The sequence below is a fragment of the Pseudomonas sp. SWI7 genome (genome assembly GCF_006351945.1).
In the GTDB taxonomy this organism is placed as follows: Bacteria; Pseudomonadota; Gammaproteobacteria; order Pseudomonadales; family Pseudomonadaceae; genus Aquipseudomonas; species Aquipseudomonas fulva.
Map to the genome: position 1 here is coordinate 2,831,891 of NZ_CP040930.1, position 26,958 is coordinate 2,858,848.

General features: G+C 63.3%; 22 protein-coding genes. 3 read left to right on the top strand and 19 right to left on the bottom strand.

Annotated elements, in window-relative coordinates:
• The first annotated feature begins 18 nt into the window (after nucleotides 1-18).
• The gene (locus FH041_RS13025; protein WP_027914488.1) at nucleotides 19-2,049 is read left to right on the top strand and encodes an ATP-binding protein; all 2,031 of its coding nucleotides are present in this window, start codon (nucleotides 19-21) and stop codon (nucleotides 2,047-2,049) included.
• A 1-nt stretch (nucleotide 2,050) separates the two neighbouring features.
• Entirely contained in the window at nucleotides 2,051-2,617 is a 567-nt protein-coding gene (locus FH041_RS13030; RefSeq protein WP_027914487.1) for a cob(I)yrinic acid a,c-diamide adenosyltransferase, read from the top strand.
• Between the two features lie 29 nt (nucleotides 2,618-2,646).
• Here the strand turns inward: FH041_RS13030 and FH041_RS13035 are convergent, their stop codons facing one another.
• The 3 genes from FH041_RS13035 to secA form a co-directional block, all read right to left on the bottom strand.
• Nucleotides 2,647-3,591 carry a Nudix family hydrolase gene (locus FH041_RS13035; protein ID WP_028687206.1) on the bottom strand — a complete coding sequence of 315 codons (945 nt, stop codon included), beginning with the start codon at nucleotides 3,589-3,591 and terminating at the stop codon, nucleotides 2,647-2,649.
• 106 nt (nucleotides 3,592-3,697) lie between these two features.
• On the bottom strand, nucleotides 3,698-4,915 hold the full coding sequence (gene argJ / locus FH041_RS13040; RefSeq protein ID WP_027914485.1) for a bifunctional glutamate N-acetyltransferase/amino-acid acetyltransferase ArgJ: 1,218 nt from the start codon (nucleotides 4,913-4,915) through the stop codon (nucleotides 3,698-3,700).
• 209 nt (nucleotides 4,916-5,124) lie between these two features.
• Nucleotides 5,125-7,860 (bottom strand): preprotein translocase subunit SecA, encoded by a 2,736-nt coding sequence (gene secA / locus FH041_RS13045; protein WP_023534287.1) that lies wholly within the window; start codon nucleotides 7,858-7,860, stop codon nucleotides 5,125-5,127.
• Between the two features lie 353 nt (nucleotides 7,861-8,213).
• Between secA and FH041_RS13050 the strand changes: the two genes are divergently transcribed.
• Nucleotides 8,214-8,669 carry a DUF721 domain-containing protein gene (locus FH041_RS13050; protein WP_027914484.1) on the top strand — a complete coding sequence of 152 codons (456 nt, stop codon included), beginning with the start codon at nucleotides 8,214-8,216 and terminating at the stop codon, nucleotides 8,667-8,669.
• Between the two features lie 391 nt (nucleotides 8,670-9,060).
• On the opposite strand, the gene lpxC is transcribed toward FH041_RS13050, so the two are convergent.
• The 16 genes from lpxC to mraZ all read right to left on the bottom strand — a co-directional run bounded on the left by lpxC (nucleotide 9,061) and on the right by mraZ (nucleotide 26,879).
• Nucleotides 9,061-9,972: a UDP-3-O-acyl-N-acetylglucosamine deacetylase gene (gene lpxC / locus FH041_RS13055; protein ID WP_023534425.1), complete on the bottom strand. Its 912-nt coding sequence runs from the start codon at nucleotides 9,970-9,972 to the stop codon at nucleotides 9,061-9,063.
• Nucleotides 9,973-10,084: 112 nt separating this feature from the next.
• Nucleotides 10,085-11,281 carry a cell division protein FtsZ gene (ftsZ, locus tag FH041_RS13060; RefSeq protein WP_012274054.1) on the bottom strand — a complete coding sequence of 399 codons (1,197 nt, stop codon included), beginning with the start codon at nucleotides 11,279-11,281 and terminating at the stop codon, nucleotides 10,085-10,087.
• A gap of 55 nt (nucleotides 11,282-11,336) precedes the next feature.
• The gene (ftsA, locus tag FH041_RS13065; RefSeq protein WP_125921916.1) at nucleotides 11,337-12,596 is read right to left on the bottom strand and encodes a cell division protein FtsA; all 1,260 of its coding nucleotides are present in this window, start codon (nucleotides 12,594-12,596) and stop codon (nucleotides 11,337-11,339) included.
• Nucleotides 12,597-12,610: 14 nt separating this feature from the next.
• On the bottom strand, nucleotides 12,611-13,480 hold the full coding sequence (locus FH041_RS13070) for a cell division protein FtsQ/DivIB (RefSeq protein ID WP_027914483.1): 870 nt from the start codon (nucleotides 13,478-13,480) through the stop codon (nucleotides 12,611-12,613).
• Nucleotides 13,481-13,485: 5 nt separating this feature from the next.
• The gene (locus FH041_RS13075) at nucleotides 13,486-14,442 is read right to left on the bottom strand and encodes a D-alanine--D-alanine ligase (protein ID WP_027914482.1); all 957 of its coding nucleotides are present in this window, start codon (nucleotides 14,440-14,442) and stop codon (nucleotides 13,486-13,488) included.
• A complete protein-coding gene (gene murC / locus FH041_RS13080) occupies nucleotides 14,439-15,866 on the bottom strand; it encodes a UDP-N-acetylmuramate--L-alanine ligase (RefSeq protein ID WP_173645895.1) in 1,428 nt (475 codons plus the stop codon). The genes FH041_RS13075 and murC overlap by 4 nt, the downstream gene beginning before the upstream one ends.
• Nucleotides 15,867-15,879: 13 nt before the next feature.
• Nucleotides 15,880-16,959 carry an undecaprenyldiphospho-muramoylpentapeptide beta-N-acetylglucosaminyltransferase gene (gene murG, locus FH041_RS13085; RefSeq protein WP_088522915.1) on the bottom strand — a complete coding sequence of 360 codons (1,080 nt, stop codon included), beginning with the start codon at nucleotides 16,957-16,959 and terminating at the stop codon, nucleotides 15,880-15,882.
• The gene (gene ftsW, locus FH041_RS13090) at nucleotides 16,949-18,163 is read right to left on the bottom strand and encodes a putative lipid II flippase FtsW (protein ID WP_023534433.1); all 1,215 of its coding nucleotides are present in this window, start codon (nucleotides 18,161-18,163) and stop codon (nucleotides 16,949-16,951) included. The genes murG and ftsW overlap by 11 nt, the downstream gene beginning before the upstream one ends.
• Nucleotides 18,160-19,506, bottom strand: coding sequence for a UDP-N-acetylmuramoyl-L-alanine--D-glutamate ligase (gene murD / locus FH041_RS13095; RefSeq protein WP_049696557.1), 1,347 nt, complete (start codon nucleotides 19,504-19,506; stop codon nucleotides 18,160-18,162). Before murD ends, ftsW begins: the two co-directional genes overlap by 4 nt.
• A 6-nt stretch (nucleotides 19,507-19,512) precedes the next feature.
• Nucleotides 19,513-20,595, bottom strand: coding sequence for a phospho-N-acetylmuramoyl-pentapeptide-transferase (gene mraY, locus FH041_RS13100; protein ID WP_015271711.1), 1,083 nt, complete (start codon nucleotides 20,593-20,595; stop codon nucleotides 19,513-19,515).
• On the bottom strand, nucleotides 20,595-21,962 hold the full coding sequence (gene murF / locus FH041_RS13105; RefSeq protein ID WP_028687201.1) for a UDP-N-acetylmuramoyl-tripeptide--D-alanyl-D-alanine ligase: 1,368 nt from the start codon (nucleotides 21,960-21,962) through the stop codon (nucleotides 20,595-20,597). Before murF ends, mraY begins: the two co-directional genes overlap by 1 nt.
• Nucleotides 21,955-23,445, bottom strand: coding sequence for a UDP-N-acetylmuramoyl-L-alanyl-D-glutamate--2,6-diaminopimelate ligase (locus FH041_RS13110; protein WP_373456113.1), 1,491 nt, complete (start codon nucleotides 23,443-23,445; stop codon nucleotides 21,955-21,957). The genes murF and FH041_RS13110 overlap by 8 nt, the downstream gene beginning before the upstream one ends.
• Nucleotides 23,442-25,190, bottom strand: coding sequence for a penicillin-binding protein 2 (locus FH041_RS13115; RefSeq protein WP_161631443.1), 1,749 nt, complete (start codon nucleotides 25,188-25,190; stop codon nucleotides 23,442-23,444). Before FH041_RS13115 ends, FH041_RS13110 begins: the two co-directional genes overlap by 4 nt.
• Complete coding sequence (gene ftsL, locus FH041_RS13120) at nucleotides 25,190-25,483, bottom strand: cell division protein FtsL (protein WP_023534348.1); 294 nt, start codon at nucleotides 25,481-25,483, stop codon at nucleotides 25,190-25,192. The genes FH041_RS13115 and ftsL overlap by 1 nt, the downstream gene beginning before the upstream one ends.
• Nucleotides 25,480-26,427 carry a 16S rRNA (cytosine(1402)-N(4))-methyltransferase RsmH gene (gene rsmH / locus FH041_RS13125; protein WP_023534295.1) on the bottom strand — a complete coding sequence of 316 codons (948 nt, stop codon included), beginning with the start codon at nucleotides 26,425-26,427 and terminating at the stop codon, nucleotides 25,480-25,482. Before rsmH ends, ftsL begins: the two co-directional genes overlap by 4 nt.
• The gene (gene mraZ / locus FH041_RS13130) at nucleotides 26,424-26,879 is read right to left on the bottom strand and encodes a division/cell wall cluster transcriptional repressor MraZ (RefSeq protein WP_023534344.1); all 456 of its coding nucleotides are present in this window, start codon (nucleotides 26,877-26,879) and stop codon (nucleotides 26,424-26,426) included. Before mraZ ends, rsmH begins: the two co-directional genes overlap by 4 nt.
• Between the last annotated feature and the right edge of the window lie 79 nt (nucleotides 26,880-26,958).

Consider the following 26,958-nt stretch of genomic DNA (forward strand, 5'->3'; position numbering starts at 1 on the left):
ACGGACATCGCCTTGCCCATGACGCTGCGTCAACGCCTGGAGAACCTCCCCGTCGGGCAGAAGCTGCTGGCAGCTTTGCTGGTCTTGCTGGTGACCATTCTGCTGGTGGCGAACCTGACCTTCATCAGCGCCGCCTACTGGATCACCCAGGAAAGCATGGCACCGCAAGCGCTCCAGACCATCGGCCGGCTGGTCTCCAATCCTGAGCTGTCGACCCGCGCGGCAGACGACCCCACCTCGGCCCAGGCGCTGCTCGATGAACTGGACAGCTATGCGCCGCTGCGCGCCGCCGCCTTGTATGGCAGCGACGGGCGCATGCTCGCCCAATTGCAGCATGGCGCCCCCCTCACACTGCCCAAGCGGTTTCGCAACATAGAAGGCTGGCGATTCATGGAGTTTCGCAGCACGCAGCTGATTCGCCTGCCACGGGCCGGTAGCCCGCCGGGGCATTTGCTACTGGTAGCCAGCAGCGAGCTGCCCACCGCCTTCTACACCGGCACGCTCAGCGCGAGCCTGGCCATTCTGGTGTTCAGCGTGCTGTTGTGGCTCTTCATCGCCCGGCAGATCAAACGCCTGATCACGCAGCCGATCAACCAGCTCGAAGAGCTCAGCCGCCAGGTTACCCGTGAGGAGAGCTACGCGCTGCGGGCCCGACGCGGCAACGACGACGAGATCGGTAGCCTGGCCAATGCCTTCAATACGATGCTCTCGCGCATCGAAGCCCGGGAGCACCAGCTCAAGCGTGCCCGGGACGAGTTCCAGAGTGCCTACGACCAGGCCCAGGGGCTTGCCGAGCAAACGCGTCATACAAACCGCAAGCTCGAGCTCGAAGTGCAGGTGCGCAGCAAGATCGAGAAAAAGCTCACAGGCTTTCAGAACTACCTGAACAGCATCATCGACTCCATGCCGTCGGCCCTGATCGCCTTGGACGAGCAGCTGTACGTGACCCAGTGGAACCAAGAGGCAACGGCGTTATCCGGCACGACCCTCAACGAGGCGCTCAACCAACCGGTGTTCATCGCCTTCGCACCGCTAAAACCCTTCTTGCCACAGTTGAAGGACACGGTGGAGCGGCACCGGGTGGCGAAAATCGAGCGTGTTACCTGGCACAAGGATGATGAGCCGCGGCATTACGCATTGACCTTCTACCCACTCACCGGCGGTGGAGGCCGGGGCGTGGTGATCCGGATCGATGACATCACCCAACGTCTGTCGCTCGAAGAAATGATGGTGCAGTCGGAAAAGATGCTCTCGGTCGGTGGCCTGGCGGCCGGCATGGCCCACGAAATCAACAACCCGCTCGGGGCCATCCTGCATAACGTGCAGAATATCCGCCGCCGCCTGTCACCTGATCTGCCGCGCAATCTTGAGCAAGCCCACGCGCTGGGCATCGACCTGACCACGGTCAACGCCTACCTGCAAAGCCGCGAAGTGCCTCAGTTGCTCGATGGCATCCAGCAAGCGGGGGCCAGGGCCGCCAAGATCGTCACCCACATGCTCAGTTTCAGCCGTCGCAGCACGCGCGAACTGGCGCCCTGCGACCTCCCTGCCTTGATTGACCAGGCGGTGGACATAGCAGGCAACGACTTCGACCTGGCCATTGGTTTCGACTTCAAAGGCCAGGCCATCGTGCGCCAGTTCGACCCGGCGCTGGGGCCTGTGCCCTGCACCGCCAACGAACTGGAGCAGGTATTGCTCAACCTGCTCAAGAACGCCGCCCAGGCCATTCACCAGCGCCCGGCACCTTGCGAGCCAGGACGTATCATCTTGCGCACACGGCTTGCGCCGCCCTGGGCAGAAATCCAAGTGGAGGACAATGGCGTGGGCATGCCCGAAGCCGTGCGCAAGCGCACCTTCGAGCCCTTCTTCACGACCAAGGAAATCGGCCAGGGCACCGGTCTTGGGCTTTCGGTGTCGTACTTCATCATCACCAATAACCACAAGGGGCAGATGGAGGTGCATTCCACGCCTGGGCAGGGGACCTGTTTCACCCTGCGCCTGCCCCTCGGCCAGCCGCATCCGCCGCTGCCGGTCACCACGGAGCAATGACATGGGCTACCGCTTGTCCAAAATCTATACCCGCACTGGCGACACAGGTGAAACCGGCCTGGGCGATGGCCGGCGTGTGCCCAAGGATCATCCACGCATCGAAGCCATCGGCGAAGTAGACAGCCTCAACAGCCAGCTTGGCCTGTTGCTGGCCGGCCTGGATGAACAAGGTCTGGACGAAGTCAGCCGCGTTCTGGCGCCCTGCCAGCACCGCCTGTTCGACCTGGGCGGGGAGCTGGCCATGCCCAGTTACCAGGCCCTGACCACGGCAGAGGTGGAGCGGCTGGAGGCGGCCATCGATGAGTGGAATGACGAACTGGGCCCACTGAAGAATTTCATCCTGCCCAGCGGGTCGGCCCTGGTCGCCCAAGCACACGTGTGCCGCAGCCTGGCACGCAGCGCCGAGCGACGCTGCCAGCACCTCAATACCGTAGAGCCGCTGGAGGGTGTCGGCCTGGCGTACATCAACCGCCTATCGGACCTGCTGTTCGTTGCCGCCCGTATCATCGGCAGGCGGCAAGGCATTGCCGAGGTCCTGTGGCAGCCGGCCGAAAAACCTCAAGGCTGACGCCAAGCGCTTGCCGCACCGGTCCGGCGTCAGAGGGTCGGCCAGAACGCCCTGATACCCGCAACGCCCTGCGCCCCGGCTAGCCAGGCCTGTTCGCGGTCCGCTGGGCCCACGCCACCGAGCAGGTACACCGGTTGGTCGAACCCGGCAATCAGGTGCTGGGCCTGTTCCCAGCCAAGCGGCGCGGCCTCTGGGTGACTTTCGGTACGCTGGACCGGCGACAGGGTGACGAAGTCGACCCCCATCTGCTGGGCCAGGGCAAGCTCCTCGGCAGTGTGGCAGGAGGCGGCAAGCCAGCGCTGGACCGGGAACGGCCTCCCCTTGTCGGCATACTTGCGCAACTGCGCTGCCGTCAGGTGCCAGCCTGCCGACGGGAAGTCGCCTAACCACTCCAGAGGCCCCTTGAGCATGAGCTGGGCCTTGCCCGCGCATAACCCCACCGCATCAACCGCCACATCGCGGTACTTGGGGTCGTACATGTCCGGTGCACGCAACTGGATCAGCCGGATGCCACTGGCCACGGCCTTCTGGATACCCTTGAGCATGTCAGGCACGTCCAGGCCGTCGGGTGTGATCAGGTATTGATCCGGCAGCCGGGCAGCGTTGACGATGGGCTTGTTGGCCTCGGGAAACGCATGGTCCGGCAGCTCACGGGGCGCGACCCAGGCCAGCGGTTGCCCTTCGGCGCCATGGGGTTCACCGTTGAAGGCCTCGACCTCGCGCACCTCGAGCAGTACGTGTTTGTCGGGGTAGTCGTGACTGACCTTGATCAAGGGCCGCGAGCGCGTTACCTGGATGCCCAGCTCCTCGTCGAGCTCACGCGCCAGCGCGGCCTCGACGCTTTCACCGGGCTCAACCTTGCCTCCCGGAAACTCCCAGAGGCCGCCCTGGTGTTGGGTGTCGGCGCGGCGGGCGATGAGTATCCGCCCGTCCATGCCCCGAATCACGGCTGCAACGACGTGAACCCGTTTCATCGGTCACACTCCGTCACGCCAGCCGTGGGCAATGGGGTTGGCATAAAGCTCATGGTTTTGCTCCCTTGGCATTGAAACATCGGGACCGCGAGCGGCCCCGGCTGCATCAGGTGCGGTACTCGGCGTTGATTTTCACGTATTCGTGAGAGAGGTCGGTGGTCCAGATGGTTTCACTGCACTGGCCACGGCCAAGGTCGATACGGATGGTGATTTCTTCCTGGGCCATCACCCGGGCGCCCTGGTCTTCGGTATAGCTCGGGCTACGACCGCCCTGGCTGGCAATGCACACCTCATCCAGGTAGACATCGATCAGGCTCACATCCAGCGCGGGCACGCCGGCACGCCCAACCGCTGCGAGGATGCGGCCCCAGTTGGGATCGGAGGCGAACAGTGCGGTCTTGATCAGCGGCGAATGCGCCACGGCGTAGCCGACGTCCAGGCATTCCTGAGGGTTGCCACCGCCGTTGACCTGCACGGTCACGAACTTGGTCGCCCCCTCACCGTCACGGACAATGGCCTGTGCCACCTCCATGCAGACCTCGAACACAGCCTTTTTCAAAGCTTCGAACAGGGCTCCGCTGGCTTGGGTGACTTCCGGCAGGTCGGCCTGGCCGGTGGCGATCAGCATGCAGCAGTCGTTGGTCGAGGTATCACCGTCGATGGTGATGCGGTTGAACGATTTGTTGGCCCCGTCCAGCATCAGGTCCTTGAGCACGCCTGGCGCGACCTTGGCGTCGGTGGCGATGTAGCCCAGCATGGTCGCCATGTTCGGGCGGATCATGCCCGCGCCCTTGCTGATACCGGTCACGGTCACGGTCACGCCGTCGTGCTGGAACTGACGGCTCGCGCCCTTGGGCAAGGTGTCGGTGGTCATGATGCCGGTGGCCGCTTCAGCCCAGTTGTTTTCCGACAGGTTGTCCAGGGCAGCTTGCAAGGCACCTTCGATCTTTTCCACCGGCAGTGGCTCACCGATCACACCGGTGGAGAACGGTAAAACCGACTCGGCGGACACACCAGCAAGCTCGGCGAGTTTCGCGCAGGTCCGCTGCGCCGCTTCCAAGCCGGGGGCGCCCGTGCCGGCGTTGGCATTGCCCGTGTTGGTCAGCAGGTAGCGTACGGTACCCTGCACCCGCTGCTTGGCCAGGATCACGGGGGCGGCGCAGAAGGCATTGAGGGTGAACACACCGGCCACACTCGAACCCTCGGCGCAGCGCATGACCACCACATCCTTGCGCCCCGGGCGCTTGATGCCGGCGGAGGCAATACCGAGTTCGAAACCCGGGACGGGGTGCAGCGTAGGCAAAGGACCAAGACCAACAGCCATTGGAGCGCTCCTAGAAAATACGTGTGGTGAAAAAAAGGGCCGCTGTGCGGCCCATCTTTGGCAAGCCCGGGCGAACCGGGCATACCGCATGGCTTGAATCGACGCAGCTCAGGGCGGCGCTGGCGTGTCGGCGATGGGCTGCGCAGTAGCCCCTTGGCAGTGAGCAGCCAGCACGGCGCCGTGCGCCCTGTGACGGCCTTGCGGTCAGATCACTCGATCTGGCCGTGGCAGTGCTTGAATTTCTTGCCCGAACCACACCAGCACGGCTCGTTGCGACCCAGTTTCTGCTCGTTGCGCACAGGCTCGGCAGCCACGGCTACCTCAGCGCCCTCCTCGGCCAACTGCTCGCTTTCAAGACCAGGTGCGGGCGCGTGTTCGAACTGCATGCGGCTGGCCAACTCTTCGGCGTCGCGGCGCAGGCGTGCTTCTTCCTCGGCAGGGTCTTCGCGGCGAACCTGCACGTGCGAGAGCACACGGATGGCATCGCGCTTGATCGACTCGAGCAGTTCCTGGAACAGGGTGAACGACTCGCGCTTGTACTCCTGCTTCGGGTTCTTCTGGGCGTAGCCGCGCAGGTGGATACCATGACGCAGGTGGTCCATGGTCGACAGGTGGTCCTTCCACAGGTCGTCCAGCACACGCAGCAGGATCTGCTTCTCGAAGGTGCGCAGTGCTTCCATCCCGGCCTGGTCTTCTTTCTCGGTGTAGGCCGTGGTGATTTCGTGCAGCAGCTTCTCGCGCAGGGTCTCTTCGTAGAGGTGGTCGTCTTCGTCGAGCCACTGCTGGATCGGCAACTTCATGGCGAAGTCACTGGACAGCGAGGCTTCCAGGCCGGCCACGTCCCACTGCTCAGGCAGCGATTGCGGCGGGATGTGCTGGCTGATGGTGGCGTCGAGTACTTCCTTGCGGAATTCGGCGATGGTGTCGCCCACGTTCTCTGCGGCCAGCAGGCTGTTGCGCATGTGGTAGATGACCTTGCGCTGCTCGTTGGCCACGTCGTCGTATTCGAGCAACTGCTTGCGGATATCGAAGTTGCGGCCTTCGACCTTGCGCTGGGCCTTTTCGATGGCGTTGGTGACCATGCGGTGTTCGATGGCTTCGCCCGACTGCATGCCCAGCGCCTTCATGAAGTTCTTCACCCGGTCAGAGGCGAAGATGCGCATCAGGCTGTCTTCGAGCGAGAGGTAGAAGCGGCTGGAACCCGGGTCACCCTGGCGACCGGAACGACCGCGCAGCTGGTTGTCGATACGACGCGATTCGTGACGCTCGGAGGCGATGACGTGCAGGCCACCGGACTCGATCACCTGCTGGTGACGCTTCTGCCAGTCGGCCTTGATGTGCGCGATCTGCTCGGCCGTTGGGTTTTCCAGTGCGGCCACTTCAGCTTCCCAGTTGCCGCCCAACAGGATGTCGGTACCGCGACCGGCCATGTTGGTGGCAATGGTCAGCGCGCCTGGCGCACCGGCCTGGGCAATGATCTCGGCTTCCTTCTCGTGGTACTTGGCGTTCAGAACCTTGTGCTCGATGCCTTCCTTGTGCAGCAGGTTGGACATGTGCTCGGAGGTTTCGATGGTGGCCGTACCCACCAGCACCGGCCGGCCTTGCTTCAAGGTTTCCTTGATGTCGGCGATGATCGCGGCGTACTTCTCTTCGGCGGTCAGGTACACCAGGTCGTTGTGGTCCTTGCGCGCCAGGGGCTTGTTCGGCGGAATGACCATCACGTTCAGGGCGTAGATCTGGGCGAACTCGAAGGCCTCGGTATCGGCGGTGCCGGTCATGCCCGACAGTTTCGAGTACAGACGGAAGTAGTTCTGGAACGTGGTGGAGGCCAGGGTCTGGCTCTCGGCTTGAATGTTGAGGTTTTCCTTGGCCTCGATGGCCTGGTGCAGGCCTTCGGACAGGCGACGACCCGGCATGGTACGCCCGGTGTGCTCGTCGATCAGCAGCACCTGGCCGTCCTGCACGATGTACTCGACGTTGCGGTGGAACAGCTTGTGCGCGCGCAGACCGGCATAGACGTGGGTCAGCAGGCCCAGGTTGTGCGCCGAGTACAAGCTCTCGCCCTCGGCCAGCAGGCCGACCTGGGTCAGCATTTCTTCGATGAACTGGTGACCGGCTTCGTTGAGCTCGACCTGGCGGGTCTTCTCGTCGATGGTGAAGTGGCCTTCCTGGGTGACCTGGCCTTCGACTTCCTCGATGTGCTGGGTCAGGCGCGGGATCAGGCGGTTGATCTCGATGTACAGCTTGGAGCTGTCCTCGGCCTGGCCGGAAATGATCAACGGCGTACGGGCTTCGTCGATGAGGATCGAGTCCACTTCGTCGATCACTGCGAAGTTCAGCTCACGCTGGAACTTCTCGTCCTGGCTGAACGCCATGTTGTCGCGCAGGTAGTCGAAACCGAATTCGTTGTTGGTACCGTAAGTGATGTCGGCAGCGTAGGCTGCGCGCTTTTCTTCCGGCGGCTGGAAGGCCGAGACGATACCGACCGACAGGCCGAGGAACTCGTACAGCGGGCGCATCCAGTTGGCGTCACGACGGGCGAGGTAGTCGTTGACGGTGACCACGTGCACGCCCTTGCCGGACAATGCATTGAGGTAGACGGCCAAGGTACCGACCAGGGTCTTGCCCTCACCGGTGCGCATTTCCGCGATCATGCCCTCGTGCAGGGTCATGCCGCCAATGAGCTGAACGTCGAAGTGACGCATGCCCATTACGCGCTTGCCAGCCTCACGGGCGACGGCGAAGGCTTCGGGCAGCAGTTGGTCCAGTGTTTCGCCTTTGGCCAAACGCTCCTTGAACTCGGCAGTCTTGCCACGCAGCTGCTCGTCGGAGAGGGCCACCATCTTCTCTTCGAAGGCATTGACGATACTCACCGTCTTGAGCATGCGTTTGACTTCACGCTCGTTCTTGCTTCCAAAAAGTTTCTTTAACAAAGGCGCAAACATATTGGCAGGATCTTCCACACGTAGGGATGGAGGGCGGCCCCATGAGTCGCCCGTGCAGCCCTAAGGCCGCATGCGAACGAGCATTCTACCCGGAAACGATGGTGATGAAAGTGGTGGATTCCACGATGCTGGCACAGCGCTTTTACAGGGGCGTGTCTTAGATAGGGGCATTTCCCCTGAGTTCAAGACCTGGAAAGATGAAAGCGTTCAAGACTCGCCTGTGCGCGCTGCCTTGCAGGGCCTGGCCCCGGTAGCGCCAGGCGCAGCGCTTGGCCAGTGGGCTCAACCGCCGGGTGATCGGGACAGACGCTGAAGTGTTAGACTGCCCTACTTGTAACCTCATGCGTATACCCATGGCCTACAAACCCTCCCCCGCCCAGCTGCCCTCGGCGTTGCTGCGCCAGGTTCGCCCGCTGCGCCTGTTGCTCAACCAGGCCGAGCGCCTGGAGCACCTGCAACGCCTGGTCGAAGGCCAGTTGCAGCCGGCTGCACGCGAGCACTGCCACGTGGCGTCATGGCGTGACGGTACCTTACTGCTTGTGGTAACCGATGGGCACTGGGCCACGCGCCTGCGTTACCAGCAAAAGCGCCTGATGGCGGCGTTGCAGGCAACCGATGCGTTCGGCAACCTCAGGCGTATTCTTTTCAAGGTGCAACCACCCTTGGTACCCGCCAAACGCGGCGGGCATGCGACCGAGTTGTCCAACAGCGCGGCCGAGAGCCTGCTGCAGACGGCCGAAGGCATCACTGACGCGAAATTGCGGGCCGCACTGGAGCGCCTGGCGGCGCATGCGCAGGCCAAGGACTGACCGATTTGCCAGGGGGCTTCGGGCGGCAGCAACCAAGATTTTGAAGGCGTTACAGACTGCGCTGTTCAGCCTGATGGTGCGAGCCATCCTCGGCGGCGCCGGGTTTGGATGGCCGCCAATACTCACAGGTGCATGCGCGCCTGGATCATATCGAGGATGAAAGAGCCGCGCGCAAGGGCAGCCCCAGGGCCAAGCCGATGGATCGCATCCACCATCGAAGCCTGAGTCGATGCCTTTGCCGCCTCGGCGCCGCAGGATACAGTCCGACGCTGCCCCGACTTACACGGTCGGCTCGGGCCATCTGGATGGATTGATGGGTGTCTCTGCCCATAAGCAAGCCATAAAAAAGGCCACCCGAAGGTGGCCTCAATGAACTAGAGAGTGTTCGAGCTTACACAGCCGCGACAGGACGCATATACGAGATCGGCGCCGTGCTGGCATCTTCGAAAGTGACCACTTCCCAGGCATCGGTTTCGGCAATCAGCTTGCGCAACAGCTGGTTGTTCAGCGCGTGACCGGACTTGAAGCCCTTGAACTCGCCAATCAGGCTGTTGCCCAGCAAGTACAGGTCGCCAATGGCGTCGAGAATCTTGTGTTTGACGAACTCGTCTTCGTAGCGAAGACCGTCTTCGTTCAACACGCCTTCCTCATCGACCACGATGGCGTTTTCTACACTGCCGCCCAGCGCAAGGTTGTGCTTGCGCAGGTATTCGATGTCACGCATGAAGCCAAAGGTGCGGGCGCGGCTGACTTCCTTCACGAACGAGGTGCTGGAGAAGTCGACGCTTGCGCTCTGGGTCCGGTTGCGAAGCACCGGGTGATCGAAGTCGATCTCGAAGCTCACCTTGAACCCCTCGAAAGGCAGGAAGGTGGCGCGCTTGTCGCCCTCTTGCACCGTTACCTCACGCAGGATGCGGATGAACTTCTTGGCTGCGTCCTGTTCTTCCAGGCCGGCAGACTGTATCAGGAATACGAAAGGTCCGGCGCTGCCATCCATGATCGGTACTTCCGAGGCGGAGAGCTCGACGTAGGCGTTATCGATGCCCAGGCCCGCCATGGCGGAGAGCAGATGCTCGACCGTATCGACCTTGACGTCACCGTTGACCAGCGTCGTGGACATGGTTGTCTCGCCGACATTGGCCGCACGCGCCGGGATCTCGACCACAGGGTCGAGGTCGGCGCGGCGGAAGACGATGCCGGTGTCAACAGGTGCAGGCTTGAGGGTCAGGTAGACCTTCTCCCCAGAGTGCAGACCGACACCTGTGGCACGGATGGTATTCTTCAGGGTGCGTTGTTTAATCATGGCATTGGCCGCTTCAGCGCAAATTGCGAACAGTTATCAACAAAGGCTGGCGATAATACCAGACCCAACCTTTGATGAATACCAATCACCTTCATAGCCCTGATAAATTTCATTAATCAGCCTGACGACGCAGGAAGGCCGGAATATCCAGATAATCCAGGTCATCCTGAGGGTTCAGCTTGGCCGCCGCTGCCGCACCCGCGTGCGCCTGATTGCGCATGACGGTCGGGCGCTCCAGATCACGGTAGTTGACGGCTGGCTGCTCCTGACGCGCAGGGGCAGGGTTGGACGCCTCGTAGGCCTGCTGGGCAGTCTGCAGAGTGTTGTCCACCACCTTGACCGGCTTCTCGATACGCGCACCCAAGCCGGTGGCCACGACGGTGACATGCAGTTCGTCGCGCATGTCTGGGTCGATCACGGTACCGACCTTGACCATGGCATGGTCCGAGGCGAACGCTTCGATGATGCTACCCACGTCGGAGTATTCACCCAGGGACAGGTCCGGACCTGCGGTGATGTTGACCAGGATGCCACGGGCGCCCTGCAGGTTGACGTCCTCGAGCAGCGGGTTGCGGATCGCAGCCTCGGTCGCCTCGCGAGCACGGTTCGGGCCACTGGCGCAGCCGGTGCCCATCATGGCCATGCCCATCTCACCCATCACGGTGCGCACGTCGGCGAAGTCGACGTTGATCATGCCCGGGCGCTTGATGATGTCGGAGATACCGCGAACGGCACCGGCCAACACGTCATCGGCCTTGGCGAACGCGGACAACAGGCTTGCGTCCTTGCCCAGGATGGTCAGCAGTTTCTCGTTGGGGATGGTGATCAGCGAGTCGACGCTTTCGGCCAGCATGCGGATGCCTTCATCGGCGATCTGCATGCGCTTGCGGCCCTCGAACGGGAACGGACGGGTCACCACTGCCACGGTGAGGATCCCCATTTCCTTGGCCACTTCGGCGATGATCGGCGCTGCACCGGTACCGGTACCGCCGCCCATGCCGGTGGTGATGAACACCATGTTGGTGCCTTGCAGCACTTCGGCGATGCGCTCACGGTCTTCCAGCGCGGCCTGACGACCGACTTCCGGATTGGCGCCAGCACCCAGGCCCTTGGTCACGCCAGTGCCCAATTGCAGGATGGTGCGCGCACCAATGTTCTTGAGCGCCTGGGCATCGGTGTTGGCGCAGATGAACTCCACGCCTTCGATGCTGCTCTTGACCATGTGATTGACGGCGTTACCACCACCACCACCTACGCCGATCACCTTGATGACCGGGCTTTGCGGGACGTTGTCTACGAGCTCGAACATTTTCCCTCTCCTTACAGTTCTCTAGTTGTCGCGCCTACCACTACTGCTTTGAAACTTAGAAGTTGCCTTGTACCCACCGCTTGAAGCGCTCAAGCACCGGGGCCTTCGGTTCATCGCTATAGCTGTTGTTGCTGCTGCTGTTGCCGGTCAAGGGCAGGTCTTCGGTCTGCTTGTGCAGCCCGTAGGTAAGCAAGCCCACACCGGTGGAATAAATCGGGTTGCGTACCACGTCGCTCAGGCCGCGCACGCTGTGCGGCACGCCCAGGCGTACCGGCATGTGGAAAATTTCCTCGGCCAGCTCGACCGCGCCTTCCATCTTGGCGGTGCCACCGGTCAGGACGATGCCAGCAGGCACCAGGTCCTCGTAGCCGCTGCGGCGAAGTTCAGCCTGGATCAGGGTGAAGAGTTCGTCGTAGCGCGGCTCGACCACTTCGGCCAATGCCTGGCGCGACAGTTCGCGCGGAGGACGGTCGCCAACGCTTGGCACCTTGATGGTTTCACCTGCACCTGCCAGCTTGGCCAAGGCGCAGGCATAACGGATCTTGATTTCCTCGGCATACTGTGTGGGCGTACGCAGGGCCATGGCAATGTCATTGGTCACCTGGTCGCCGGCAATCGGAATGACGGCGGTGTGGCGAATGGCGCCTTCGGTGAAAATCGCGATGTCGGTGGTGCCGCCGCCGATGTCGACCAGGCACACGCCCAGCTCTTTCTCGTCGTCGGTCAGTACCGAATAGGCCGATGCCAGTTGCTCGAGAATGATGTCGTCGATTTCGAGGCCGCAGCGGCGCACGCATTTCTCGATGTTCTGGGCGGCATTGACGGCGCAGGTCACCACGTGAACCTTGGCCTCCAGGCGCACGCCCGACATGCCGAGCGGTTCGCGCACGCCTTCCTGGTTATCGATCACGTAGTCCTGCGGCAGGGTGTGAAGCACCCGCTGGTCCGCCGGAATGGCCACCGCCTGGGCGGCATCGAGCACACGCTCAAGGTCGGCCAAGCTGACTTCGCGATCGCGAATGGCGACGATGCCATGGGAGTTCAGGCTGCGGATGTGATTGCCTGCAACGCCCACGAAGGCCGAGTGGATGCGGCAGCCCGCCATCAGCTGAGCTTCTTCAACGGCGCGCTGGATCGATTGCACGGTGGACTCGATGTTCACCACCACGCCTTTTTTCAGGCCGCGGGACGGGTGTGTGCCGATCCCGACGATTTCCAGCGTGCCGTCTTCGCCCACCTCACCTACCAAGGCCACTACCTTGGAAGTGCCGATGTCCAGCCCGACGATCATTTTGCCGCTATGCGCGTTTGCCATGGTCCTGCCTCTCTCTAATTCTTCGCAACGGCGGGTTGGGCCGTCGTCGGTGCAATCGGTTCCCGCCAGCCAACGGCAAGCCCGTTGGCATATCGCAGATCGATGCGGGCGATGTTGGCGATCTGCTCTTTAAGCGTCTTGTCGTAAATGGCAATGAAACGGCGCATCTTCTCGACCAGATGGTCGCGCCCCAGCAGCAGCTCGATACCAGGCCCTGCGCTGCTCGCGCCCGTGGTCAGGAACCAGCTGCCTCGCTCGCGCAACTCCAGGCGCGCAATGGAGAAGCCCAGGGGGCGCAGCATCTGGCTCAATATCTGATACTGCTGCATGACCTGCTGCTGGGCCCGCTGGGGGCCGGCCAATTGTGGCAGGTGCTCATAGTTGGCCAGTTCGCGCGGTGTGAAGGCCTGGCCCTGGTTATTGAGCAAGGCCGCGTCACCCCAGCGTGCCACCGGCAGTTGTTCCTCGAGGCGAATCACCACTTCGTCCGGCCATACCCGGCGCACTTCGGCATGGGCGATCCAGGGCATCTGCTCAAGCTCCTTGCGCATCGCCGGCAGGTCGACGGTGAAGAAGCTTGCGGCCACATAGGGGGCGATACGCTGCTGCACCGACTGCTGGCTGATGTAGGTCAGGTCGCCCTGCACGTCGATCTTGGTGATCGGCCGGTCGGCATACGGCATGAGCCGTATGGCCCCCTCGTAGGCACCGAAGCCTGCGGCTACCAGCAACACCGGCCACAGCAGGCGCTTGAGGCCGCCCAGGCTTGGACGCGGCAGGCGCGCCGATACGGGCTCGTCGGCCACCAGCCGGCTGGCACCACGCGGCACCGGCTTGCTGCGGCCGGTAACGGGTTGCTGCTGACGTACCATTGCGCCCTGCATGATGATTAACCTCGCGTCGCCACGCTTTCGGCCAGGATCGCCAGCACCAGTTGCTGGAAGTCCAAGCCGGCCGCGCGGGCCGCCATGGGCACCAGGCTATGATCAGTCATGCCTGGTGCGGTGTTGACTTCGAGCAGCCAGAACCGGCCCTGCTCGTCCTGCATCACGTCCAGCCGCCCCCAGCCTTCGATGCCGATGGCATCGCAAGCGCGGGCGGTCAGATCGATCAGTTCCTGCTCCTTGGCGCTATCGAGCCCACAGGGAATGCGGTACTGGGTATCGTTGGCGATGTATTTGGCGTCGTAGTCGTAGAACACGTGGGGGGTTCCCAGGGCAATCGGCGGCAGTACCTGCCCGCGCAACACCGCAATGGTGAACTCCGGGCCGTGAATCCACTGTTCCACGAGTACCTGAGAATCGTAGTTGGCGGCATCTCGCCAGGCGGCAACCAGTTCCTGCTCGCTGTTCACCTTGGCCATGCCGATGCTGGAGCCTTCATGGGCAGGTTTGACGATAAGCGGGAAGCCCAGTTCCGTACTGGCACGCAAACAATCGCTTTCGCTGGCCAATACCGCATGCCGCGGGGTAGGAATGCCCAGGCTCTGCCACACCTGCTTGGTGCGCAGCTTGTCCATCGCCAAGGCCGAAGCCAGGATGCCGCTACCGGTGTAGGGAATGCCCAGGCACTCGAGCAACCCCTGCATGCTGCCGTCTTCGCCGCCGCGGCCGTGCAGGATGATGAAGGCACGGTCGATTTTTTCGCTTTGCAGACGCGCAAGCAGGTCATCGCCCACGTCGATGGCGACGACGTCCACGCCGGCTTCGGTGAGCGCACCTATCACGGCGGCGCCGGACTTGAGCGAGACTTCCCGCTCGGCGCTCTTGCCCCCATAGAGCACGGCGACGCGGCCGAACGCCTTGACGTCCAAGGTGCTGGGCAATAGGTCGTAGGCGCTGGTCATTTAGACGTCTCCTGCACGGCGCCGGCAAACAGCGGGCTTTTCATCAATTGCGGAGCCAGGCCACCGACATCGCCGGCACCTTGGCAGATCAGGATGTCGCCGGCACGCAGCAACGGCTGAACCAACGGCGCCAGCTCGGCGCCGCGCTCGATGTAGATCGGGTCCAGCTTGCCGCGCTGGCGAATGCTGTGGCACAGCTGGCGGCTATCGGCCCCGGGGATCGGCTCTTCGCCAGCCGGGTAGACTTCCATCAGCAGCAGCACGTTGGCGTCACCGAGCACCTGGACGAAGTCGTCGTACAGGTCGCGGGTGCGGCTGTAGCGGTGCGGCTGGTAGACGATCACCAGGCGGCGGCTTGGCCAGCCGCCACGCACGGCCTTGATCACCGCGGCCACTTCAGTGGGGTGATGACCGTAATCATCCACCAGCATCACGCTGCCGCCTTCCACGGGCAGCTCACCGTACACCTGGAACCGACGGCCGACGCCCTGAAACCCGGAGAGCCCCTGGAGAATGGCTTCGTCGGGAATGCCTTCGTCAGTGGCGATGGCAATGGTCGCCAGTGCATTGAGCACGTTGTGGTTGCCGGGCATGTTCACCGAGACTTCCAGCGGCTCGCAGTCGCGGCGCAAGACGGTGAAATGCGTCTGCATGCCTTGCTGGCGGACGTTGATGGCGCGGATATCGGCTTCTTCGCTGAAGCCGTAGGTGACCGTCGGGCGCTTGACCTGGGGCAGGATCTCGCGCACCACCGGGTCATCCAGGCACATCACCGCCAGGCCGTAGAACGGCAGGTTGTGCAGGAACTCGACGAAGGTCTTCTTCAGTTTGTTGAAGTCCCCTTCGTAGGTGGCCATGTGGTCGGCGTCGATGTTGGTGACCACGGCGACCATCGGTTGCAAGTGCAGGAAGCTGGCGTCGCTTTCATCGGCTTCGGCGATTAGGTAACGGCTGGTGCCCAGCTGGGCATTGGTGCCCGCTGCGGTCAAACGGCCACCGATGACGAACGTGGGGTCCAGCCCACCGGCGGCGAATACCGAGGCCAGCAGGCTGGTGGTGGTGGTCTTGCCGTGGGTCCCGGCCACGGCCACGCCATGGCGGTAGCGCATGAGTTCGGCCAGCATCTCGGCGCGTGGCACCACCGGAATGCGGCGTTCCAGGGCGGTTGCCACTTCAGGGTTGGCCGGGTTGATGGCGCTCGACACCACGAGCACGTCAGCGGTCGCAGCGTTCTCTGCACGATGGCCGACGAAGATCTGCGCGCCGAACGACTCCAGGCGCTCGGTCACAGGCGAGACCTTGAGGTCCGAACCGGAAACCTCGTAGCCCAGGTTCAGCAGCACCTCGGCGATACCGCACATGCCGACACCGCCGATACCCACGAAGTGGATACGGCGAATACGGCCCATCTTGGGCTGGGGCATGGCTTTCTGGCTCTCAACCACGGGCCACCTCCAGGCAGATATCGACGACGGTGCTGGTTGCAGCAGGTTTGGCCAGGCGTCTTGCGGTACCGGCCATGACAGTCAGTTTCTCGGGTTGCATCAGCACCTCGTTCAGGCGTTCAGCGAGCTGCGCTGCGCCAGTTGTCGCTTGTGGCATCAGGAAGGCAGCGCCTTCGCGGGCCAGATAATGGGCGTTATGGGTCTGGTGGTCGTCGATCGCATGGGGCAAGGGCACCAGCATCGAGGGCAGGCCCGCTGCCGCCAGCTCGCTGACGGTGAGGGCCCCGGCACGGCAGACCACCAGGTCGGCCCAGCCATAGGCTTGGGCCATGTCCTTGATGAAGGGCTCGACCTGCGCCTGGACACCCGCTTCGCGGTATCGCTCGGCGGTGATCGACGCATGTTGCTTGCCCGCCTGGTGGAACACCTTGGGGCGCACGGCTTCGGGCACTTCGGAGAGCGCCTTAGGCAACAAAGTATTCAAGGGTTCCGCGCCCAGGCTACCGCCGAGTACCAGCAGGTGCGGTTGGCGCTGGCCAAGCGCAGGGCGCTCGGCATCCATGAACAGTTCCGCACGCACCGGATTGCCTGTGGTGCGGCGCTTTTCACTGGCCTGGAAGGTGTCGGGGAAGGCTTCGCACACCCGTGCAGCCAGAGGCACCAGCAAACGGTTGGCGGTGCCAGCGCGGGCATTTTGCTCATGAATGATCAGCGGCACCCCGCAAAGGCGCGCTGCCACGCCGCCGGGGCCTGTGACGTACCCGCCGAAGCCCAGCACACAGGCAGGCTTGAGCGCGCGGATGATGCGCCGGGCCTGCAGCACGGCCTTGACCAGGGTCAATGGGGCCTTGAGCAGCGACAGCTTGCCCTTGCCACGCAGGCCGGTGACCTGAATCTGATGCAGGGCAAGGCCGGCCTGGGGCACCAATTCATTCTCGATACCTCGCGGGGTACCCAGCCAGTGCACGGTATAGCCACGCGCCTGGAACTCGCGCGCGCAGGCCAGCGCCGGGAACACGTGACCGCCGGTTCCGCCAGCCATGATCAATACGTTCTTGCCTTCAGCGGCCATGGGCAGGCTCCTCGGCAAAATCGCTTTCGCTGAATTCGTGCTCCTCGCTGCCCAGGTGGGTACGGCTTTCCCATTCGATGCGCAGCAGCAGCCCCACACACGCGCAACAGATGACCAGCGAGCTGCCGCCATAGCTGAGGAACGGCAGGGTCAGGCCTTTGGTCGGCAGCAAACCGACGTTCACGCCAATGTTGATCAGGAACTGACCAATCCACAGGAAGGCCAGCCCGAAGGCCATGTACGCGGCGAAGAACTGTTTGGCTTTTTCGGCCCAGAGCCCGATGTACAGCGCACGGACAGTGACGAAGACGAACAGCGCGATGGTGACCAGCGAGCCCACCACTCCCAGCTCTTCGGCCAGCACCGAGAACACGAAGTCGGTGTGCGCTTCAGGCAGGTAGAACTGCTTCTGCACGCTGTTGCCCAGGCCCACGCCAAGCCACTCGCCACGCCCGAATGCGATCAGGGCCTGAGTCAACTGGTAGCCGGAGCCGAACTGATCGGACCAGGGGTCGGTGAAGGTGATCAGTCGCGCCATTCGATAGGGCTGCGCCTGCACCAGCACGAACACCGCGACAACCGCCAGCACCACCATCAGGCTGAATCGGAACAGCCCCACCCCACCCAGGAACAGCATGGCAGCCGCCGCCCCCATCATCACCACGGTGGCGCCGAAGTCCGGCTCCATCAGCAGCAGTCCAGCCATGGGCAGCAGCACGATGAACGGCTTGAAAAAGCCCATCCAGCTTTCCCGCACCTCGGTCTGACGGCGTACCAGGTAGCCGGCAAGGTAGATGACCACGAATACCTTGGCGATTTCAGACGGCTGGACGTTGAAGAAGCTGAAGCCGATCCAGCGCATCGAGCCGTTGACCTCACGCCCGATCCCGGGCACCAGCACCATGACCAACAGGCCGAAGGCCCCCAGGAGCATCATGAAGCCCATGCGCTGCCAGGTGGCAATTGGCACCATCATGGTCGCGCCACAGGCGACCAGCCCGAGGAAAACGTAAACCAGGTGCCGGTACATGTGGTAAAGCGGGTTGCCGGACTGAACGGCGGCCACTTCCGAGGAGGCGGAAGTGATCATCACCAGGCCCAGGCCCAGCAGCGCCAGGCAACCGGCCAGCAGGGGGAAGTCCAGGTCGATGCCACGGCCGCTGATCAGCGGCGACGGATAGGGCTTGAGGATGCCGAAGATCATGCCAGTGCTCCCGCTGCCTGGGCAAACAGGCGCCCGCGTTCTTCGAAGTTCTTGAACATGTCGAGGCTGGCGCAGGCTGGCGACAGCAGAACGGCATCACCGGGCTGTGCCAGCTCGGCGCAGCGCTGAACGGCGTCGTCCAGGGAGGCCACCCGCACCAGCGGCGCAGCATCACCCAGGGCCTGGCCCAGGCGTTCGGCATCACGGCCCAGCAACACCACGGCGCGGCAGTAGCGCCGGACCGGTTCGCGCAACGCGGCAAAATCGGCGCCCTTGCCGTCGCCTCCGGCAATCAGCACCAGCTTGCCTGCTGTATCGGCACCCAGGCCTTCGATGGCTGCCAGTGCGGCGCCAACGTTGGTGGCCTTGGAGTCGTCATACCAGTTCACGCCGTTGCGCTCACGTACCCACTGGCAGCGGTGAGCGAGCCCCGTGAATTCACGCAGCGCCTGCAGCATCGGCTCGAAGGGCAGGCCCGCAGCATGGCCCAGGGCCAGTGCGGCCAGCGCATTGCTTTGGTTATGGGCGCCGCGCACCTTGAGGTCGCGAACCGGCATCAGGGTTTGGAACGCGAAGGCCAGGTATTTCTCGCCGTCCACCTCGCGCAGGCCGAACGCCTTGAAGTCGGGCTCGCCCAGGCCAAAGGTCCAGCAGGGACGGCCTTCGACCGGCAGGGGACGGCTGAGCGCGTCCTGGCGATTGACCACCACCTGCCGCGCACCACGGAAGATGCGGTGCTTGGCCAGGTGGTAGGCCGGCAGGCCACTGTAGCGGTCCATGTGGTCTTCGCTGATGTTCAGCACCGTGGCGACTTCGGCATTGAGCTGGTCGGTGGTTTCCAGCTGGAAGCTGGACAGCTCCATCACGTACAGCTCCACGTCATCGGCCAACAGGTCGAGGGCCGGTGTGCCAAGGTTGCCGCCGACCGCCACGCGCTTGCCCGCCCTGGCGGCCATTTCGCCGACCAGGGTGGTGACGGTGCTTTTGGCATTCGATCCACTGATGGCGATGATGGGTGCCTTGGCGTTGCGCGCGAACAGCTCGATGTCGCCGGACAGCTTGACCCCACGGGCAGCGGCTTGTTGCAGCGCCGGCGTAGCCAAGGCCAGGCCTGGGCTGACGTACAGCTCGCTGGCGCGGCACAGGAAGTCCACGTCAAGCTCGCCACAGCGTACTTCCACCTGCGGGTAGTCACGGCGCAGGGTTTCCAGTTCCGGCGGTTGCTCGCGGGTATCGGCGACCGCAAAGGCGATGCCCCGGCTCGCCAGGAAGCGAACCAGGGACATGCCGCTCTTGCCGAGGCCGACAACGATGCGGAATTGGTCGGAAGCGATCAGTGACACGCGCATCTACCTCAGTTTCAGGGTGGCAAGGCCAATCAGCACCAGGATCACGGTGATGATCCAGAATCGGACGATCACGCGTGGCTCTGGCCAGCCCTTGAGTTCAAAGTGGTGGTGAATCGGCGCCATGCGGAACACGCGCTTGCCGGTCAGCTTGAACGAAGCGACCTGGATGACCACGGACAGGGTTTCCATCACGAACACGCCGCCCATGATGAACAGCACGATCTCCTGGCGCACGATCACGGCGATGGTGCCCAGCGCCGCGCCCAGCGCCAATGCCCCCACATCGCCCATGAACACTTGTGCCGGGTAGGTGTTGAACCACAGAAAGCCCAGGCCAGCACCGATCAGTGCGCCGCAGAACACGATCAGCTCACCGGAGCCGGGCACGTACGGGATCAACAGGTACTCGGCGAACTTCACGTTGCCCGACAGGTAGCAGAAGATGCCCAGCGCCCCGCCGACCATCACGGTCGGCATGATGGCTAGGCCATCCAGGCCATCGGTCAAGTTCACGGCGTTGCTGGAGCCGACGATGACGAAATAGGTCAGCACCACGAAACCGATGCCCAGGGGAATGGTGACGTCCTTGATGAACGGCAGTATCAGGGTGGTCTCGACACTGGTCGGGGCGGTCTTGTAGAGGAACACCGCCGCAGCCAGGCCGAACACCGACTGCCAGAAGTACTTCCAGCGACTTGGCAGGCCACGGGAGTTCTTCTCGATGACCTTGCGGTAGTCGTCGACCCAGCCGATGGCACCGAAGGCCAGGGTGACGATCAGCACCACCCAGACATATCGGTTGGTCAGGTCGGCCCACAGCAAGGTACTGACGGCGATGGCAGACAGAATCAACGCCCCGCCCATGGTCGGCGTACCGGACTTGGACAGGTGCGACTGCGGCCCGTCATTGCGCACGGCCTGGCCGATCTGGCGAATTTGCAGCGTACGGATCATCCACGGCCCCAGCCACAGCGCCAGCGACAACGCGGTAAGCACCCCGAGAATCCCGCGCAGGGAGAGGTACTGGAAGACCGCGAAGCCTTTGTGGAACTGTTGCAGATACTCGGCCAACAGCAGCAGCATTAATGTTTCTCCCCGCTGGCACCGCACAGTGCAGCCACGACGTTTTCCATCGCAGCGCTGCGCGAGCCCTTGATCAAGATAGTGGTATCGCTGGCATTTTCGGCACTGACTGCTTCGATCAGCGCGGCCTGCGTAGCGTAATGGTGGCCATGGGTCCCGAACGCCTCGACGGCGTGCGCCATGTTGGCACCCACCGCATACAAGGCGTCGACCTTGCCGCGTGCGTAGTCACCCACCTGACGGTGACCTTCCTGCGCCCACTGACCCAGCTCGCCGATTTCTCCAAGCACCAGGACGGTGCGTCCGGAAAAGCCGGCGAGTATATCAATGGCGGCACACATGGAGGTGGGATTTGCGTTGTAACTGTCATCGATCACACGAGCACCGCGCGGGGTGACCTGCGCCACGGTGCGGCCCTTGACCGGCTGAACCGCAGCCAGGCCTGCGGCAATACCCTGCAGGCTGATGCCCACGGAATGGGCAGCGGCGGCGGCGGCCAGGGCGTTGCTGACGTTGTGCACGCCCAGCACGTTGAGTTGCACCTGCACCTGCTCGCCGGCCCCGTGCAGGGTGAAGGACGGGCAACCGCGGGGATCACGGCCAATGCCACTGGCATGGAAATCGGCACGGGGATCGTCGAGCGCAAAGCTCACGACCCGGTGATCGCCAGCACGCGTGCGCCAGGTGTCGAAGGCCTTGTCGGCCAGGTTGAGAATGGCTGTACCGCCCTCACCCAGCCCTTCGAGGATTTCGCCCTTGGCCTCGACGATCTTGTCCGGGCCGCCGAATTCACCCACGTGCGCGGTGCCGGCATTATTGATGATCACCACCTGAGGCTGGGTCAGGCCCACGGTGTAGCGAATCTCGCCGATGCGCGAGGCGCCCAGCTCGATGACGGCGGCGCTATGCTCGGGGGCAATTTCCAACAAGGTCAGGGGCGCGCCCAGGTCATTGTTCAGGTTGCCTCGTGTGGCATGCACCAGGCCGCGCGTGCGCAAAATGCTGGCGAGCATTTCCTTGACTGTGGTCTTGCCGCTGGACCCGGTAATGGCCACCACGGGCTTGTCGAAGGCGGCCCGGTTGAGTGCTCCAAGCTGGCCAAGGGCCAGGCGGCAATCGGCGACCACCAATTGCGGCAGGTCGACGCCTTGCACTTCGCGCTCTACCAGCGCCGCCACGGCGCCCTTGGCCTTGACGTCTGCCAGGTAGTCATGGCCGTCGAAGCGCGGGCCGGTCAGGGCAACGAAGAGCTGCCCCGGCACGACGCTACGGCTGTCGATGCTGACGCCATCGAAGCGAGCATCGGCGCCGGTCAGGCGGCCGTGCAAGGTGGAGCTCACCTGGCTGAGCGTCATCGCCTCAAGCATTGGGGGCCTCCCAGGCTGCGAGTGCCTTTTCGGCCTCGGTCAAATCGGAAAACGCATGCCGCTGCGCGTTGATTTCCTGATAATCCTCATGTCCCTTGCCGGCCAGCACGATGACGTCGGCGGCGCGGGCACCGGCGATCAGCTGGGCGATGGCCTCGCCGCGACCGGGCACGAACGCCACCTCGGTCGGCGCCGTAAAGCCGGGACGAATATCGTCGAATATGCGCATCGGGTCTTCGGTCCGCGGGTTGTCGTCGGTCACCAGCACCCGGTCGGCCAGGCGCTCGGCCACTTCTGCCATCAGCGGGCGCTTGCCCCGGTCACGGTCGCCGCCACAGCCGAACAGGCACAGCAGTTGCCCGTGGGCATGAGGGCGCAGGGCCTGGAGCACTTTTTCCAGGGCATCGGGCGTGTGCGCGTAATCGACCACCACCAGGGGCTTTTCGCCGCCGCCCAGGCGTTGCATGCGGCCAACAGGGCCGTGCAGCTGCGGCATGACCTTGAGGATCTCGTCCAGCGCGTAATCCAATGCCAGCAAGGTCGCCACGGCCGCCAATACGTTGCTCAGGTTGAAGCGACCCAGCAGCTGCGTGCGCAACGTGCGCTCGCCCTGGGCGGTGACGAGGGTGGCGCAGACGCCATCGTCGTCGAACGTGGCCTCGGGGCAATACAGCGAGGCGTCGGGGTGCTCCAGGCTGTAGCTGATCAGCCGGGTATCGATGCGATCGGCCATCGGCTTGCGAGCGTAGGCGTCAGCAAGGCGTTGACCGAAGTCGTCGTCCAGATTGACCACCTGGCAGCGCAGGCTTGGCCAGGCAAACAGCTTGGCCTTGGCCGCTTCGTAGGCCTGCATGCTGCCGTGGTAGTCGAGGTGGTCACGGGACAGGTTGGTCATCACCGCGATGTCGAACGCCAGGGCCGCTACACGCCCCTGTTCCAGGGCATGGGAGGACACTTCCATGGCCACGGCCTTGGCGCCTTGTTTTTTCAAGTCATACAGGGTCGACTGCACGGCGATCGGGTCAGGCGTGGTCAGGCGGCCGCTTTTCAGCTCGCCGTAGAAACCCGTCCCCAGGGTACCCACCAGGCCGCAACGCTGGCCCAACAGATCGAGCGCCTGTGCTACCAGTTGGGTAACGCTGGTCTTGCCGTTGGTGCCAGTCACGCCCACCAGGTTCAATTGGCGGCTGGGCTCGCCATAGAAGCGCCCGGCGATGTCCGACAGCTGGGCGATCAGGCCTTTGACTGGAATCAGCGGTACATCGGTCAGCGGCAGCACCGTGGCGCCCTGTTCCTCGTAAGCCACGGCGGCAGCGCCACGGGCCAGCGCGTCGGCGATATGCTCGCGGCCGTCGACCTTGGCCCCAGGCACCGCCAGGAACAGGTCGCCTGGGCGCACGTTGCGGCTGTCGAGGGTCAGTTCACGAATCAGCGGATCGCGGCTGGCATGGGCGAAGAGCTTGCTCAATGGCATTGTCATTATCCACGCCCTCCGTTGGCAGCTGCTGCATTGACTTGCGATTGGCTTGCCGGCGCTGCCGGCGCAGGGGGCGGCAGGTTGTCTGGCGGCACGTTCATCAACCGAAGGGTGCCGGACATGACCTTGCTGAACACAGGTGCCGATACCAGACCGCCGAAGTACCCGCCTTTGCCGGGCTCGTCGATCACCACGACGATCGCATAACGCGGATCGCTCATCGGACCGAAACCTGCGAACAGCGAGCGATAGGCATTTTCGGTGTAGCCCTTGGAGCCCACCGTGGCTTTACGCGCGGTACCGGACTTGCCGGCCACGTGATAGAACGGCACCTGGGCACGGAATACGCCGCGCGGCGCCTCGATCACTTGCTGGAGCATGCCCTGCACGGTCTCTGCGGTATCCTTGGGAATCGCCTGGACGGCCTCGGGCGCCTTGTCCACCTTGAGGATCGACAGCGGCACCATCTTGCCGTCGTTGGCCAAGGCTGCATAAGCATGCACCAGCTGCAGGGCGGTGACCGAAACGCCGTAGCCGTACGACAGCGTGGCTGTTTCGGCCTTGCGCCATTCCCGGTGGTTGGGCAGGTTGCCGACGCGCTCACCCGGGAAACCCAGGCCGGTGTACTGACCCAGCCCGACCTGAGACATGACCCGGTAGATGGCTTCGCCGCCGATATCGAAGGCGATCTTGCTCATGCCCACGTTACTGGAGTTGATCAGAATGCCGGTCAGGTCGAGGATCGGACCTTCGCTTCGGGACACGTCCTTGATGGTGTAGCGACCGATCTGCAAGCTGCCCGGGTAAACCTCGACCTTGTCGGTGGGCTTCCAGCGGCCACTTTCCAGTGCGGCACTCATCGAGATGGGCTTGACCGTGGAACCAGGCTCGAACACGTCGATGATGGCCCGGTTGCGCATGGCCGCCGGGAACATGCTGCGGCGGTTGTTAGGGTTGTAGGTAGGCTGGTTGACCATCGCCAGAACCTCACCGGTCTTGACGTCCATGATCACCAGGCTACCGGCCTTGGCGTCCTGCTCGGCGATGGCGTTACGCAGTTCGCGGGTAGCCAGGTACTGAAGGCGCAGGTCAATCGACAACGCCAAGGTCTTCCCTGCCTTGGCGTTCTTGGTGACCTGGATGTCCTTGATCAGGCGACCGCGCCGGTCCTTGATCACCTGCCGCTTGCCCGGCACACCGGCCAGCCACTCGTCATAGGCCAGCTCGACACCTTCGCGACCGTGATCATCCAGGTCGGTAAAACCGACCATGTGGGCGGTCACGTCACCAGCGGGGTAGAAGCGGCGGAACTCTTCCAGCCCATAGACGCCTGGCACCTTCAGGTCCAGCACATGCTGCCCCTGCTCCGGCGTCAGGCCGCGGACCAGGTAGATGAATTCCTTGTTGGCCTGCTGGGTCAGGCGCTCGGTGAGCTGCTGTGGATTCTGCCCAAGGGCGGTTGCCAACTGCGGCCACCGATCGCGCGAAGCCTGCATTTCCTTGGGGTTGGCCCACAGGGTGGTGACCGGCGTACTGACCGCCAGTGGCTCGCCATTGCGGTCTGTGATCAAGCCACGGTGCGCAGGGATAGGAATGTGACGCAGGCTGCGCGCATCGCCCTGCCCCTTGAGGAAATCGCGGTCGACGACCTGCAGGTCGATGATGCGCCAGCAAATGGCGCCGACCATCAGCGCCAGCAGGCCAACGACTACGCGGAACCGCCAGGGGTAGAGTGCGCCTTCGAGCTTCATCATGGCGCCACCATCCGCACTTCGTCAGCGGCTGGCACACGCATCTTGAGCTGCTCGGTGGCCAGGTTTTCGATGCGGCTGGCCGCCGTCCAGGTGCTTTGTTCCAGAATCAACCGGCCCCATTCGGCCTGGGCCTTGTCCCGCTCATTCAGCTCCCCGTACAGGGTATTGAGCAATTGCCGGTTCCAGTGCGCGCTATACGACACGGCAATGGCCGAGCCCAGCACGCCGACGAACAGCATGAGCATGAGGAAGCTGCCGCCCGGCAGAGGTTTGGCGAACAACTTGCTCACCGCAATTTCTCCGCAACACGCATCACCGCACTGCGTGAGCGGGGGTTGGCCTTGAGCTCTGCATCGGAGGCGAACTGGGCTTTACCGATCAGCTTGATCTTGGGCTCGAACACCTTGTGCTGCACGGGCAGGTTGCGCGGCAGGTTGTCAGCTTCGCCCTTGGCCAGTTTGCGCATGAACAGCTTGACGATCCGGTCTTCGAGCGAGTGGAAGCTGATCACGGCCAGGCGACCGCCAACCTCCAGCGCGTCGATAGCCGCTTGCAGCCCGGTTTCCAGGTCACCGAGTTCGTTGTTGACATGGATACGCAGGCCCTGGAACGCGCGGGTGGCAGGGTTCTTGCCCTTCTCCCACGCAGGGTTGGCTACCTTGAGAACCTCGGCAAGGTCACCGGTGCGGGTGAACGGCTGCTTTTCACGGCGCTCGACGACGGCACGGGCCATACGGCCGGCAAAGCGCTCCTCGCCATACTCCTTGAACACGCGGGCGATTTCCTCGACCGGCGCGGTGGCAATGAATTCGGCGGCGCTGATGCCCTGATCGGGATTCATGCGCATGTCCAGCGGCCCGTCGTTGAGAAAGCTAAAGCCACGTTCCGGGTCGTCGAGCTGAGGTGAGGACACACCCAGGTCCATCAGTATCCCGCTCACCTTGCCGTGCAGGCCGCGTTCGGCCACTTCTGCACCCAGCTCGGCAAAGCTGCGCTGCACAATGACAAAGCGGCCGTCTTCGGCCGCCAGCGCTTGCCCTGTGGCAATCGCTTGTGGATCTTTATCAAAGCCCAGTAGCTGCCCTTGTGGGCCGAGCCTGCTGAGAATCAACCGACTGTGTCCGCCACGGCCAAAGGTGCCGTCCAGATAGCAACCGTCGGCGCGCAAGGCCAGTGCCTCGACAGCTTCGTCGAGCAGGACGGTAATGTGGTTGAAGCCGCTATCTATGGTCACAGGATCAGGTCACGCAATTCGTCGGGCATGGCGCCCGGTTGTTGGATAGCTGCGAGGTCGGCTGCCGAAACCGTGTTCCAGGCTTCCTCATCCCACAGCTGGAATTTGTTCAGTTGCCCCACCAGCATCGCCTTCTTGTCCAGCCGGGCGTACTCACGCAAGCGGGGCGGCACCAGGAAGCGACCACTGCCATCAAGCTCAAGGTCGACCGCGTTACCGATTAGCAAGCGCTGCAGGCGGCGGTTTTCCTCACGAAGCGACGGCAAGGCTCGCAACTTGGCTTCAATTTGCTCCCACTCATCGAGCGGGTAGACGCACAAACAGGGATCGACAGCATCGATGGTCACGATCAGCTGCCCGTTGCAACGCGAATCGAGCTCGTCACGATACCGGCTCGGCATGGCGAGACGGCCCTTGGCATCGAGACTGACGGCATTGGCTCCGCGAAACACGGCTGCGATTCCCCACAATATTAGCTTTTTTGTGTCAGAAAACCCACTTCATCCCACTTTCTGCCACTTGCGCACACTA